At 37.9% G+C, this 13,321-nt stretch carries 13 protein-coding genes and 1 other annotated feature; of the genes, 3 read left to right on the top strand and 10 right to left on the bottom strand.

Annotation, left to right across the window (positions count from 1 at the left end; genetic code table 11):
* Window positions 1-172: 172 nt before the first annotated feature.
* On the bottom strand, window positions 173-568 hold the full coding sequence (gene spxA, locus GXK58_RS18715; RefSeq protein WP_160724695.1) for a transcriptional regulator SpxA: 396 nt from the start codon (window positions 566-568) through the stop codon (window positions 173-175).
* 545 nt (window positions 569-1,113) lie between these two features.
* On the opposite strand from spxA, the gene GXK58_RS18710 reads away from it, so the two are divergent.
* Entirely contained in the window at window positions 1,114-1,299 is a 186-nt protein-coding gene (locus GXK58_RS18710) for a hypothetical protein (protein ID WP_160724694.1), read from the top strand.
* 88 nt (window positions 1,300-1,387) lie between these two features.
* Here the strand turns inward: GXK58_RS18710 and GXK58_RS18705 are convergent, their stop codons facing one another.
* The 5 genes from GXK58_RS18705 to GXK58_RS18685 all read right to left on the bottom strand — a co-directional run bounded on the left by GXK58_RS18705 (window position 1,388) and on the right by GXK58_RS18685 (window position 7,169).
* Complete coding sequence (locus GXK58_RS18705; protein ID WP_160724693.1) at window positions 1,388-2,326, bottom strand: ABC transporter ATP-binding protein; 939 nt, start codon at window positions 2,324-2,326, stop codon at window positions 1,388-1,390.
* The gene (locus tag GXK58_RS18700; protein ID WP_160724692.1) at window positions 2,327-3,397 is read right to left on the bottom strand and encodes an ABC transporter ATP-binding protein; all 1,071 of its coding nucleotides are present in this window, start codon (window positions 3,395-3,397) and stop codon (window positions 2,327-2,329) included.
* Between the two features lie 17 nt (window positions 3,398-3,414).
* The gene (gene opp3C, locus GXK58_RS18695) at window positions 3,415-4,440 is read right to left on the bottom strand and encodes an oligopeptide ABC transporter permease (protein ID WP_160724691.1); all 1,026 of its coding nucleotides are present in this window, start codon (window positions 4,438-4,440) and stop codon (window positions 3,415-3,417) included.
* Entirely contained in the window at window positions 4,437-5,369 is a 933-nt protein-coding gene (gene opp3b, locus GXK58_RS18690) for an oligopeptide ABC transporter permease (RefSeq protein ID WP_160724690.1), read from the bottom strand. Before opp3b ends, opp3C begins: the two co-directional genes overlap by 4 nt.
* A gap of 111 nt (window positions 5,370-5,480) precedes the next feature.
* A complete protein-coding gene (locus GXK58_RS18685; protein ID WP_160724689.1) occupies window positions 5,481-7,169 on the bottom strand; it encodes a peptide ABC transporter substrate-binding protein in 1,689 nt (562 codons plus the stop codon).
* 223 nt (window positions 7,170-7,392) lie between these two features.
* Between GXK58_RS18685 and GXK58_RS18680 the strand changes: the two genes are divergently transcribed.
* Window positions 7,393-7,749 carry a DUF3899 domain-containing protein gene (locus GXK58_RS18680; protein ID WP_160724688.1) on the top strand — a complete coding sequence of 119 codons (357 nt, stop codon included), beginning with the start codon at window positions 7,393-7,395 and terminating at the stop codon, window positions 7,747-7,749.
* 57 nt (window positions 7,750-7,806) lie between these two features.
* Window positions 7,807-8,062 (top strand) — a binding site (T-box leader).
* A 51-nt stretch (window positions 8,063-8,113) separates the two neighbouring features.
* Complete coding sequence (trpS, locus tag GXK58_RS18675; RefSeq protein ID WP_160724687.1) at window positions 8,114-9,103, top strand: tryptophan--tRNA ligase; 990 nt, start codon at window positions 8,114-8,116, stop codon at window positions 9,101-9,103.
* Window positions 9,104-9,159: 56 nt separating this feature from the next.
* Here trpS and GXK58_RS18670 read toward each other — a convergent pair whose 3' ends face one another.
* The 4 genes from GXK58_RS18670 to GXK58_RS18655 form a co-directional block, all read right to left on the bottom strand.
* On the bottom strand, window positions 9,160-9,906 hold the full coding sequence (locus GXK58_RS18670; protein ID WP_160724686.1) for a YjbA family protein: 747 nt from the start codon (window positions 9,904-9,906) through the stop codon (window positions 9,160-9,162).
* A gap of 106 nt (window positions 9,907-10,012) precedes the next feature.
* Complete coding sequence (locus tag GXK58_RS18665; protein ID WP_160724685.1) at window positions 10,013-10,786, bottom strand: DUF2268 domain-containing protein; 774 nt, start codon at window positions 10,784-10,786, stop codon at window positions 10,013-10,015.
* A gap of 149 nt (window positions 10,787-10,935) precedes the next feature.
* Window positions 10,936-12,174, bottom strand: a complete 1,239-nt coding sequence (fabF, locus tag GXK58_RS18660; protein WP_160724684.1) for a beta-ketoacyl-ACP synthase II — start codon at window positions 12,172-12,174, stop codon at window positions 10,936-10,938.
* A gap of 47 nt (window positions 12,175-12,221) precedes the next feature.
* Window positions 12,222-13,154 carry a beta-ketoacyl-ACP synthase III gene (locus GXK58_RS18655; protein WP_160724701.1) on the bottom strand — a complete coding sequence of 311 codons (933 nt, stop codon included), beginning with the start codon at window positions 13,152-13,154 and terminating at the stop codon, window positions 12,222-12,224.
* Window positions 13,155-13,321: the final 167 nt, after the last annotated feature.

Genomic DNA, 13,321 nt, shown 5'->3' with positions numbered 1-13,321 from the left:
TACTCCCGCAGGAGTCTTCGCCGCCTTCCACTCCAATCAACAGTGTTCTTTTACATAGGCTAAATTTTAATAAAATTGACTTTTTCAGTGCTTTTGAAAATCCCGCCAGATTAGAAAAGACGACTCAAAATTCATTTTTGTGAATTTTTAAGTCGTCTTTTTTCAGTTACTATTAATTAACCATTTTTTGTGCTTCACGTAATTGAAAGGTTCTGACTCTTCTTGGTAAGAACCGTCTGATTTCGTCTTCATTATAGCCAACCTGTAAACGTTTCTCATCAATAATAATTGGGCGGCGTAATAAGCCCGGATTTTCTTTGATTAGTTTAAATAAGTCTTGCAGGGGCATTGCGTCCAGATTAACGTCTAATTTTTGGAATGTTTTCGATCTAGTTGAAATGATTTCGTCCGTACCATCTTCTGTCATACGCAGTATTTCTTTAATTTCATCCATTGATAAGGGCTCAGAGAAAATATTTCTTTCGGTGTATGGAATTTCATGCTCTTCTAACCATGATTTTGCTTTTCTACATGATGTACAACTTGGTGAAGTGTATAGGGTTACCATCCGTTCTTCACACTCCTCTTTAATTTACATTCATCTTATATAGTCATGTACCCATTTCTATTGTGGAAGAAACCTCTTCGTAATTAAAATAATTATAAATAAGTAATTTCTATCATAAATTATACACCACTGTTTCAAAAAAGGGTATCCCTTTTTAAAAAATAATAACGATTGAGCTCTTCCTATCTATATATTATTAGACGAATATTCTTCGAAAAAGTTTCAAACTTTTTAAAACTTATTGATTGCAAATTAAATTAAATATTAATTTCATAAATAAAATGTTCGTAAATAATTTATTAATTAAACAGGTATTTTGCGGCTCAATATTCTTCTGTTTTACCTGTCTTTTATTTTATTGACCTTTTCTTAAATTTAACTTAACTTCCATTCTCAATTAAACGCGCCCTATTGAAAACGCATTCAATTAGAATTTAATTTTTGTCTTTTTTACTTTCTTTACATGATAAGTTCTTTTACAATGAAATTAAGAGATAAAAATACCGGTCATGTTTTTTTAATATACACACTGGAGGGGTACAAAAATGGGAGCATACATAACAGATTTAATGATTGTTACTGTGTTAATCATTGGCATTACTGCTTTTATGGGAGTTATAACTAATGGAATCGGAGAGAAAGTATTTGGTGGAAAACGCAGAACTGAGTTTACAAATGAAAGTGCCAAATATCAAACTGGCTGGAAAACCGTTGGCGGAAAGAAAAATTAATTTACAGATAGGCACTATTCGTTAATGCTGGATAAATGCCGAAATATAAAAAAAACGATCTCAATAAAAAATCGAGATCGTTTTTTTATTACTTAATATTAGCCTGATATTGTTTAAGTTCCTTTTCTGAACAAAGAACAAAGTGGCCAGGTGTTACTTCCCTAAATTCGATTGACTCATTATCAGTATAATTATGACTAGCAGGATTATAGGTTTTCCGCTTTCTCGCCCGCTCAGTGATTGGATCTGGAGCAGGAATAGCAGATAATAATGATTGTGTATAGGGATGAAGTGGATTTTTATATAGCTCATCAGCTGGAGCAAGCTCCACCATTTTACCGAAATACATAACACCGATACGGTCACTAATATATTTAACCATGGATAAATCATGCGCAATAAACAGATATGTTAAGCCTTTTTCTTTTTGAAGCTTTTTCATTAAGTTAACTACCTGTGCTTGAATTGATACGTCCAAGGCAGAAATTGGTTCATCCGCGATAATAAATTCAGGCTCAACTGCAAGTGCTCTAGCAATACCAATCCGCTGGCGCTGCCCGCCGCTGAATTCATGAGGATAGCGATTAGCGTGTTCTTTATTCAAACCTACTGTTTCCAGTAAATCGTAAACACGGTTCATACGCTCTTCCTTTGTTTTGGCCAAACCATGAATGTCGATTCCCTCGGCAATTACATCGGCAATTTTCAGTCTTGGATTCAAAGAGGCATATGGGTCTTGGAAGATCATTTGCATTTTACGGTTAAATTCTTTTAACTGCTTCTTAGACTTTTTCCCGTGGACATTAATCCCATCATATAATACCTCTCCACCCGTCGCATCGTATAAACGAATAATCGTTCTGCCAGTTGTGGATTTACCGCAGCCGGATTCACCTACAAGGCCCATAACCTCACCTTTGTAGATATCAAAGCTGACATTATCAACAGCCCTTACTTCATTCGGTTTTCCCGGGTTGAAATATTGCTGTAAGTTCTTAATCTCAAGTAATTTTTCTTTTTGTGCCATTTACTTCCCCCCCTTTGTTCCAGGGTATTTACCTGTACCAGCTGTACCAACATATTGGCTTTGACGTCTCTTTACAGCCTCAGGCGGTTCAACCTTTGGTGCATCTGGATGTAATAACCATGTAGCAGCATAGTGTGTATCGGATACTTTAAAGAATGGAGGCTCCTGCTCCAAATCAATTTTCATTACATAAGGATTACGTGGTGCAAATGCATCCCCTTTTGGAGGATCTAATAGATCTGGCGGCGTACCAGGAATTGAGAATAATTCCTCATCGTCTGTTTCCATATCCGGCATCGAACTAATTAATCCCCATGTGTAAGGATGCTGAGGATTGTAGAAAATCTCATCCGCCGTTCCAATTTCAACAATTTTACCACCATACATGACAGCCACACGGTCTGCTACGTTAGCAACTACCCCAAGATCGTGTGTAATAAAGATAATCGAGGTATCAATTTTCTTCTGCAAATCTTTCATCAATTCTAAGATCTGCGCTTGAATTGTAACGTCGAGTGCTGTTGTAGGTTCGTCCGCAATTAGAATTTTAGGATTACATGCTAAAGCAATCGCAATAACCACCCTTTGTCTCATCCCGCCTGAGAATTGGTGTGGATATTGGTCTACACGAATCTCAGGTTTTGGAATCCCTACAAGCTTTAAAAGGTCTACCGCTCTTTCTCTTGCAGCGTGCCTGCTCATGTTTTGGTGTTTAATTAGCGGCTCCATGATTTGGTTGCCAATTTTCATAGTCGGATTTAAAGAGGTCATTGGGTCCTGGAAAATCATAGAAATGTCTTTTCCGCGGATTTTTTGCATCTCTTTATCCTTTAACTTGGTTAAATCTTTCCCATTAAAAAGGATCTGCCCGCTTTTAATTTCTGAATTATGTTCGGGCAATAGGCGCATAATTGATTTAGTGGTTACAGATTTTCCGGAACCTGATTCACCTACAATAGCTAGCGTTTCCCCATTATATAAATCAAAACTTACGCCACGGATCGCCTTCACTTCACCCGAGAATGTATGAAACGAAATATTTAAATCTTTTACTTCTAAAACTTTCTCCATTTATATCCACCTGCCTTCTAATCACGCATTTTTGGATCCAATGCATCACGCAATCCGTCTGCAACAAGATTGAAACATACCATGATTACCGCAATCATAATGGAAGGAATAATCATTTGATATGGAAAGGCAATCATTGATTTAAATCCCGAATTGACTAATGTACCTAACGATGCATGAGGTTCTTGTAATCCTAACCCGATAAAACTTAAGAATGCTTCAAAGAAAATCGCATTTGGGATAGAAAACATTGTATTAATAATAATGACACCAAACATATTCGGAATCATGTGCTTAAAAATAATCGACGAATCTGAGGCACCTAATGTTTTAGCCGCCAGTACAAATTCTTGTCCTTTAAATTTTAATACTTGTGCACGAACCACACGGGCCATACTTGTCCATCCCGTAATGGTTAAAGCGATAATAATAGGAATAATCCCTGGTTTTAGAACGAGAATCATCAATACAACTACAATCAAGTTCGGTATACCGACGATGATTTCGATAATCCTCTGCATGATACTATCTGTACGACCACCTATATAACCGGAAATTGCACCATATGCCACCCCAATAACCATGTCAATTAACGCAGCCATAAACGCGATAAATAATGATACTTGTGTACCTTTCCAAACACGCGCAAATTGATCACGGCCTAAATTATCAGTACCAAACCAATAATACGCGTCCACTTTACGAATTTCATAAGCGTTATATTCGTTGCCATCTCTTCTAGTTAAGGTACCGTCAAATGGAAGCCAGTGCACATTTTCTAACCCTTGAATCCGTGGTGGAAGGTTGTTATGTTTGGTATTTTGCGTGTCATAATCATACGGTGTAATCATTGGACCGACAAAGGCCATAATAATCATGATAACCAGAATAATCATGCTGACTACGGCACCCTTATTTTTTCGGACCCTTAGCCATGAATCCTGCCAAAAATTCAAACTTGGTTTAGCAATTTTTTCACTTTTCGATGGATCAATATGGGCAGGAGCAAACATATCTTTTGTGAGATTTAAGTCTTTGCTCATTTAGCTTTCCCCCCCGTTACACGAATACGTGGGTCAATAATTCCATATAGAATATCAACTATCAATATAACCACGATAAATAATACTGCGAATAGGATATTTGTCCCCATAATAACAGGGTAATCATTCATATTAATTGATTTAACGAATTGCTCCCCGATTCCTGGGATACCAAAAATTTGCTCAATAACAAGTGAACCGGTCATTAAGCTGACAGCTAGTGGTCCTAAGACAGTTACAACTGGAATTAAAGCATTTCTTAAGGCATGTTTAAAACTAATCTGCCAGCGGCTTGCACCTTTAGCTCGTGCCAAGGTGATGTAATCAGAACCTAAAACCTCAACCATTTCTGTACGCATAAAGCGGGCAGCAATAGAGATTGGGAACATAGCAAGTGCAATGGTAGGCAGAATCGTATATTCAGGGCCTTTCCATAACATTACTGGAAGCCAGCCTAGTTTAACTGAAATATAATATTGCATCAAACCAGCAAAAATAAATGAAGGTATAGATTTACCAACCACGGCAATAAAGGTTGAACCGTAATCTACCCAAGTGTTTTGTTTTAAGGCAGCAATAACACCTAATAAAATACCTAGAATCGAACCAACGATCATAGCTTGCAGACCTAATTGTGCAGATGGTCCAAGACGGTTTGCAATAAGTTCAGTTACAGGGGTATTATCAAATTGGAAGGAAACACCTAAATCCCCTTTTACCAAATTCGCCATATAGTTTAGATATTGAACAGGCACAGGGTCGTTCAATCCATATTTTTCCAAAAGAATATTACGCTGAACTTCAGTAAGTTTTTCGAAGTTATTAAACGGACTGCCAGGAATTAGCTTCATGAGGAAAAAAGTAAGTGATGCAACGACAAAAAGTGTAATGATCATATAGCCAACACGTTTTAATATATATTTGACCATGCCTACACCTCCTAATTAATTAAATTTTCGACATTTTACGACAATTCTCATACAGGTAAAAAGAGAGTATATTCTTTAAAATATACTCTCTTTCTATTTGATTAATTATAGTTACTCATTTGTGATTTTAATCCACTGGTAACTATAGTCAGGTCCAAATGCGTGATGTGCAAAGCCTTTAACTTTTGGATTGATCAAGATGTTAACAGAACGTTGATAAAGTGGTGCAATTGCTGCATCATCCTCTAACAAGATTTTTTCTGCATCTTGAAGTGCCTTCCAGCGTTCTTCTGGCTTAGCAACTAAATCTTCGTTTGCTGCTTTGATTAACTTATCAAATTCAGGGTTGCCATAGCTCATGTGGTTTTGGCCGCCGCCAGTAACCCATAAATCCATATAAGTCATTGGGTCAGCATAGTCTGGTCCCCAACCGCCCATTAATAGATCGTAATCTTCAGCATCTTCACGAGCGATACGAATTTTGAATGGTACAGCCTCAATTGTAATCTTTAATCCTGGTAAGTTCTTTTCTAATTGGTCTTTGATGAATGCATCAGTCACTTTTGATGTTTCTGTATCTTGACCAACATAAGTAAAGTTTACTTCTTTCAGACCAGTTTCTTCAAGTCCTTTTTTCCAAAGTTCTGCTGCTTTTTCTTTGTCAGTTTTTAGGTAAGTTCCTGCTGTATCACGGAAATCTTTATTATCTAAGAAAGAGAAACCTTTTGGAACTAAGAAGTCTGCAGCAATTGAACCGTTTGCTAATACATCATCAACTAAAGCTTTTTTATCAACAGAAAGTGCGATTGCTTTACGGATGTTAACATTTTTCAACGCTGGGTTCTTCTCGTTCATTTTCAACCACCAGATGGATGGTTCTTGGTAACGAAGTAAGTCATCCGCTCCTTCAAATTGTGAAAGGATCGCAGCTTGTGCTAACTTTGGTGTAATATCAGCTTCGCCAGCAGTATATGCGTTTGCAGAAGCTTGTGGATCTTTAGAAACGTTGAAGTTAATCTTTTCAAGAGTAACTTCTTTTGCGTTCCAGTAATCCGCGTTCTTTTCTAATACCCATTCAGTTCCAGTTGGGCCATCCCACTTAGTCATTTTAAATGGACCATTGTAAAGAATGTGGGCAGCGTCTTTCGCGTAGTCTTTGCCTTGTTCTGTCACATACTTTTCGTTTTGTGGATAGAACAATGGGAATGTTAAGTATGATTCAATATATGGAAGAGCTCTTACAAGAGTTATTTCTAAAGTATTATCGTCAATTGCTTTAATACCTAAATCTTCTAGTTTTGCTTTTCCTGCAACGATTTCAGAAGCATTTTTGATTTTGCCTTCCATGAAGTAGGCACCATATGGAGCAGCTACTTTAGGATCAATTGCACGTCTCCATGCATACACGAAGTCATTAGCAGTAACAGGGTCACCGTTAGACCATTTAACATCTTTTTTTAATTTGATAGTGAGGACAGTTTTGTCATCATTATAAGTTGGCATGCCATCAGCAACACCATTAATTACTTTTTGATCTGGGTCTAAGCGATATAGACCTTCGTTTGTTGCGTTAATAGTTGTGAAAGCCAAAGTGTCTTGAGCCATTACACTATCCATTGTTGGAATTTCAGCAGATTCCAGAATATTTAGTTCTTGTTTATCTGCTAATTGTTCTGTATCACTAGTGTTTTTGCCATCAGACGAGCTTGTGTCTTTTTTATCACCGCCTGAACATGCTGCTAAGAACATGCTAAGTACTAGTGATAGTACTAAAAGTAGTGAAAGTTTTGATTTCTTCACTAGTAGACCTCCCTTTTCTATTATTCTGAAAAATTACTACATTCCCTATTATACATATTTTCAACTAATTGTACATTACTTTTTGAAAATTAATTTTCATTTTCGAAACAATTGTTACGTAAGCGTTACACATGGCTATGATATAATTTAGACTTATACCATATTTTTTTGTATACTATAGGTCTGTTTCACTTGATAAATCAGGCTTCACAGGAGGTATAGCATGAGATTTAACTTCAAGAAAAATCTAATAATTCTCTCTATTACTCAGACAATAATTGTAATAGCTTCATTATTTTTCCACCATAATATTTCACTCATTCACTATATCGATATATCTTTTTATATTGCTGCAGGGTTAATTTTACTATCCTTACTGCTTTATACCATTCATAGCGGATTTTACGATGTCATCTCAAAATCCTTTAATCTTGCCTTCTCCCGCGGAAGAGATAAAAGGAGATTTGAGGAAGTCCCTGGATTATCTGAATTAATCAGCATAGATGAAAAACCTTTTCTTCTCCATGGGCTGATTAATGGTCTTTTAATGGCGGCCGCTCTTATTGCCTATTATTTGTAACTAGCTTGAAATTACTCTTTGTAATCGGATATAATGTTCTAAAATGCCAATAATTTTTTAAAAGCAGCGATAAAGAGTAGTACGTATTTCTCTTCGTTTCAGAGAGTTTGTGGCTGGTGAAAACAAACACGAGAAAATACGGAATGGACTTTTGAGCCTCTGCCCGAACCATTTATCATTGTATAAGTCAGTAGGAGCAGACGTTTTACCTTGCGTTAAAGGGTCATCAAGTCATCCCTTAAAAGATGGTTTGAGACTGAGTGACTCATGTTTGAGTAATTTAGGGTGGTACCGCGAACCATTCGTCCCTATAGTTTTTAGGGACGAATGGTTTTTTATATATATATTTAGGAGGAAAAACCAGATGAAAACAATTTTTTCAGGAATTCAGCCAAGTGGAACGATTACACTAGGGAACTATATCGGAGCAATGAAGCAATTTGTGGAATTACAGCACGAGTACAACTGCTTTTTTTGTATCGTGGACCAGCATGCGATTACGGTTCCCCAGGATCCACAGACTCTTAGGAAAAATATCCGCAGTTTAGCAGCGTTATATCTGGCTGTTGGTATTGACCCAGAGAAAGCAACCTTGTTTATTCAATCGGAAGTACCTGCACATGCACAGGCTGGATGGATTATGCAATGTATATCCTATATTGGAGAGCTAGAGCGGATGACACAATTTAAAGATAAATCTACAGGCAAGGAGGCGGTTTCCGCAAGTCTGTTAACTTATCCGCCTTTAATGGCAGCAGATATTTTACTATACAATACAGACCTCGTACCTGTTGGTGAGGACCAAAAACAGCATTTGGAGTTAACAAGAGATTTAGCAGAAAGATTTAATAAGAAATACAATAATGTTCTTACTATACCTGAAATCAGTCTGCCTAAAGTCGGTGCTCGTGTTATGTCACTCCAGGAACCAACAAAAAAGATGAGTAAGTCCGATCCAAATAAGAAAGCCTTTATTACTCCGTTAGATGAGCCAAATCAAATTGTGAAGAAAATTAAAAGTGCTGTGACCGATTCAGATGGAATCGTTAAATTTGATACGGTAAATAAACCTGGAGTGTCGAACCTTTTATCCATTTATTCGATCCTTGGAGGAAAATCCATTGGAGAGCTTGAAGAAATTTATGATGGGAAAGGGTACGGAGATTTCAAAGGTGACCTGGCGGAGGTTGTAGTAGACTTCCTTAAACCAATTCAAGAAAGATATTACAACTTGGTAGAATCAAGTGAGCTTGACGATATCTTAGACCGTGGTGCTGAAAAAGCAAACCAAGTAGCGAGCAGAACTCTTAAGAAGATGGAAAATGCTATGGGTCTTGGACGTAAAAGAAGGTAAAGAAAAAAAAGCCTGATAGGCAAAGGCAGGCGGGACCTGCCTTTGCTGTCAGGCTTTTAATTTACTTTTGGACCATGTTCCATCTCCCAGAGTTTTTCAAAGAAGGGCTGTCCTTTTATTAAATTTTCACAGAAGGTTTCATGGCGTTTGGACCAGCCATATTTTGTTTCTTCAAAAAGCTGTTCCCAAGCATCCTCAAAATTCATTTCTTGAATGGTTGAATATTGCTCAGGACACCATTCAGTGTACCAATAGCGGACCTCCGCTTCGTTATTGGCTGTCAGTAATTGATCGAGTGCCATAAAAAGTAATTGCTTTAACTGTCTTTCTTTTCTGGTTAGGCCTCTCATCAAATCAGGTTCAGGTGATAAGATATGAAAGTCCTTCGTTTTAGGCTGGGCGTAAAAATGATATGGTTTTGCTTCATGCTGGCTGATCATTTCGTAAACAAGCTGTTCTTGTCTCGGTATTAATCTGCTTTTTCGGATTGGAATATTATATCCAATCGTATCTACTGCTAATATTCCTGTGCCGTCCGTAACGACAAAACAATAATCAAGCTGGATTCTTTCGTGGTTTTTTCTTAAGTAGGCTTTTTGAAAAATATCATCGAGAAGCTGTTGAGGCAGCTCAGATAAATCATTCTCGATGTAATCAAATAGAAGCGGCTCGATTTTTATCAGCGGCACTTGGTCTAACAGCTCTACACCGTCATCTTTTCGCCATTCATGAAAGTGGCAAACATTATATCCATTTTCCTCGCCTTCAAACCAATTTACCCAAACATCATGAAGATACAACATTATACAACCCCTCACTTCAAGAAACTGTTTGTCAATCAGTATGGGCAGACCTCAGTTAAATTATTCCTTTATATATATTTTGCTCCAAATGGGGACAAACTTTCCGTTAATCTTCAATATATCTATCCGCTTGTGTAGTAAATGAAAGCTTTATAGAATAATTATTCATTTTATAATAATTTTTGATAATATAATATCCCATTGCATATCCCATTAGTTTTGGGTACCTGCCGCCACCATATAACAGGTCATCGTGCCCTCTTTCAACTTTCTTCTTTCCCAGCTGATTTTTTAAGTACCTCTCCCAAAATGTTGATAACTCTTTTTCTGAATAAGCAGTGCACCAGGAGGCTAAGTATTCAGGTCCACAGTTTTTTAAAACAGTATATTCTGCTAGTCCTTCAATTATTAAAGAATCAAGTAAAGTGTACTCTTCTATTTTCTTATTTAAGCGATTCATCCTGCATACATGATGATATTCATGAACAATGAGAGCTTCAATCTCCTTAGGATCATCGTAATTCGAGAGGAATAAAAAAAGTTTATCTGGGAAGGACACCCCCGCTTTTCCTTTTTCTGCTCTTCTAAAAAGTCCTCCTGTCTGTGCGATTGGAAAAATAAAAATAGGGATATCCGGACCATTCCACCTATCTCTATATTTAGAAAGTGTTTGTTCTACTTTTTCCCATGCCTGCTGTTTAATCAGCTCCGTTTGGTACGCTCTGGAAGATCGGGACGGCTGATACATGCCAAAGTTTATCAACTCGCTATATATTTCCCTTTTTGTTTGTCCCTTAAAATAAGGAATCAGCTTTTCACAAATATTTAAAGGATTATCAAAATCAGCCTCAAGCCATTCATCAGTCCTAATAATACCCATTTGTTCACCCCATGACGAAGTCTTCTTCTCGTCAGTTTATGAAAAATGTCTATAGAAGTTCAAAAAACAAGAGGGAATTGCAAGTATCTAAACTTTCCGATCAGGGCAAAAAAAAAACGGCCAAACATACTGTCTGACCGTTTAGCTTCCTATTCGTATTTTTTAAATACAATCGTAGCGTTATGACCGCCAAAACCAAGCGAGTTACTCATTGCTGTCTTAATTTCCTTCGAGCGGGCTTTGTTAACTACATAATCCAAATCACACTCCGGATCTGGTGTTTCATAATTAATTGTTGGCGGAAGGATGCTATCCCTAATCGCCAATACCGAAAAGATCGCTTCGACTCCACCTGCAGCGCCGAGAAGGTGACCTGTCATAGACTTTGTCGAACTCATGGCTAATTTATAAGCATGTTCACCAAATACTTCTTTCACAGCTAGTGTTTCGTACTTATCATTATATTCCGTACTAGTACCATGAGCATTTAGGTAATCAATATTCTCCGGTGCTAACCCACTATCATTAATCGCCATCTTCATGGCACGAGCCCCGCCTTCACCACCTGGTGCAGGTGCAGTAATATGGTAGGCATCACCTGTTGCACCATATCCGACAATCTCTGCATAGATTTTTGCACCTCGTGCCAACGCATGCTCTAATTCTTCTAATACGACAATCCCTGCACCCTCACCAATAACAAACCCATCACGGTTACTATCAAATGGTCTGCTGGCTGTTTGCGGGTCTGGGTTAGTAGACAGCGCAGTATTTGCACAAAAACCAGCTACAGACATTCTTGTAATAGGTGCTTCTGCTCCACCAGTTACCATCGCATCTGCGTCACCGCGCTGAATCACTTTAAAAGCGTCGCCAATGGAGTTCGTTCCTGTTGCACAAGCGGTTACTGTACAAGAGTTGAATCCTCTTGCCCCGAGCGTAATCGAAACTTGGCCTGTAGCCATATCCGGAATCAGCATAGGAACAAAGAAAGGACTTACTCGCTTATAACCTCTTTTTTGGAAGATCTCAAATTGTTGTTCGAACGTTTCCATCCCGCCTATACCTGAACCAATCCATACACCTACTCTGTGTGAGTTTTCCTCATTAATGGTTAAATCGGCATCCTGTACTGCCATAAGGGCAGCAGCAACGGCAAATTGAGTAAAACGGTCCATTTTTCGCGCGTCTTTTTTATCCATAAAAGCTTCAGGATTGAAATCTTTTACTTCTGCAGCAACCTTTGCTGGATATTCATCGGCATTCACTCTTGTCAATGGCCCAACGCCTGATTTTCCTTCTACAATCCCTTTCCATGTTGTCTGAACATCATTCCCAAGCGGTGTAACAGCACCGACACCTGTAACAACAACCCTTCGCTTTTCCATTTAGACATCTCCTTTATCTTATCTATTTAACTAAAATTCAAATTGTTTTATTTACCCCAGCGCATGGCAATAGCGCCCCATGTTAAGCCGCCTCCAAAGCCAACCATCACAACTATGTCATCATCTTTAATTCTTCCTGCTTCAACATCTTCGATCATCGAAATTGGAATCGATGCAGCTGAAGTATTACCATATTTATTTACTGTCTTCGACATCTTTTCAACCGGCAATTCCAATCTCTGTCTGGATGCTTCCATAATTCGAATATTTGCCTGATGCGGAATTAAGAAATCAACATCTTCTTTTGTTAAGCCCGCTTTTTCAAGTACATTGATACAGCTCTCACCCATTTGTCTAACGGCAAATTTAAAAACTTCACGGCCATTCATGATAATGTATTCGTCTTGATATAGGTGTTTTGCGCCAGTACCATCTGCACCTAACTCAAAAGATAAAATTCCGCGATTTTCAGAAACAGACCCAATAACAGCTGCACCAGCCCCATCGCCAAATAATACAGCGGTATTTCGATCATTCCAATCTGTAATCTTAGACAGCTTTTCAACGCCTACCACTAGTACATACTTATATTCTTGTGACTCAATAAATTGTTTAGCTGTTATAATGCCATACATAAATCCAGCACAAGCTGCGCTAACATCCATTGCGGCCGCTTTCTTAGCACCTAATCTTTCCTGAATCCGGCAGGAAACCGATGGAAACGGAGAATCTGGAGTCACAGTCGCTACTAATATTAAATCGATATCCTCTGCGCTGATCCCGGCATCGCTGATTGCTTTTTGAGCGGCAAAAAATGCCATATCAGATGTATCCACATCATCAGCAGCAATCCTTCTTTCTTCAATACCAGTCCTAGTTCTTATCCATTCATCAGAAGTATCCACTATTTTTTCTAAATCATGATTGGTGACTACTTTTTCCGGTAAATATCTGCCCATTCCAACAATACCAGCTCTCATCATTCCATCTCCTTTAATTTTGGTCAGACCCTATCTATATTTAGGATTAATATCAATTATTATGACTTGGTACTAATTTTATCAAATAAGCCCTAATTTAAGCAACTGTTTCTTCTTACTTATCATCCGCTAATGTACATACCTTTTATGTGTTTAATCATATTCTA

The sequence above is a fragment of the Bacillus sp. USDA818B3_A genome (genome assembly GCF_009928415.1).
Classification (GTDB): Bacteria; Bacillota; Bacilli; order Bacillales; family Cytobacillaceae; genus Neobacillus.
The sequence above is the reverse complement of the archived record's forward strand: the minus strand, read 5'-3'. Positions and strand labels throughout refer to the sequence as shown.

Bases quoted from the DNA above. Each gene is read 5' to 3' on its own strand.
- spxA (WP_160724695.1), bottom strand. From the start codon at position 568: ATGGTAACCCTATACACTTCACCAAGTTGTACATCATGTAGAAAAGCA.
- GXK58_RS18710 (WP_160724694.1), top strand. From the start codon at position 1,114: ATGGGAGCATACATAACAGATTTAATGATTGTTACTGTGTTAATCATT.
- GXK58_RS18705 (WP_160724693.1), bottom strand. From the start codon at position 2,326: ATGGCACAAAAAGAAAAATTACTTGAGATTAAGAACTTACAGCAATAT.
- GXK58_RS18700 (WP_160724692.1), bottom strand. From the start codon at position 3,397: ATGGAGAAAGTTTTAGAAGTAAAAGATTTAAATATTTCGTTTCATACA.
- opp3C (WP_160724691.1), bottom strand. From the start codon at position 4,440: ATGAGCAAAGACTTAAATCTCACAAAAGATATGTTTGCTCCTGCCCAT.
- opp3b (WP_160724690.1), bottom strand. From the start codon at position 5,369: ATGGTCAAATATATATTAAAACGTGTTGGCTATATGATCATTACACTT.
- GXK58_RS18680 (WP_160724688.1), top strand. From the start codon at position 7,393: ATGAGATTTAACTTCAAGAAAAATCTAATAATTCTCTCTATTACTCAG.
- trpS (WP_160724687.1), top strand. From the start codon at position 8,114: ATGAAAACAATTTTTTCAGGAATTCAGCCAAGTGGAACGATTACACTA.
- GXK58_RS18670 (WP_160724686.1), bottom strand. From the start codon at position 9,906: ATGTTGTATCTTCATGATGTTTGGGTAAATTGGTTTGAAGGCGAGGAA.
- GXK58_RS18665 (WP_160724685.1), bottom strand. From the start codon at position 10,786: ATGGGTATTATTAGGACTGATGAATGGCTTGAGGCTGATTTTGATAAT.
- fabF (WP_160724684.1), bottom strand. From the start codon at position 12,174: ATGGAAAAGCGAAGGGTTGTTGTTACAGGTGTCGGTGCTGTTACACCG.
- GXK58_RS18655 (WP_160724701.1), bottom strand. From the start codon at position 13,154: ATGAGAGCTGGTATTGTTGGAATGGGCAGATATTTACCGGAAAAAGTA.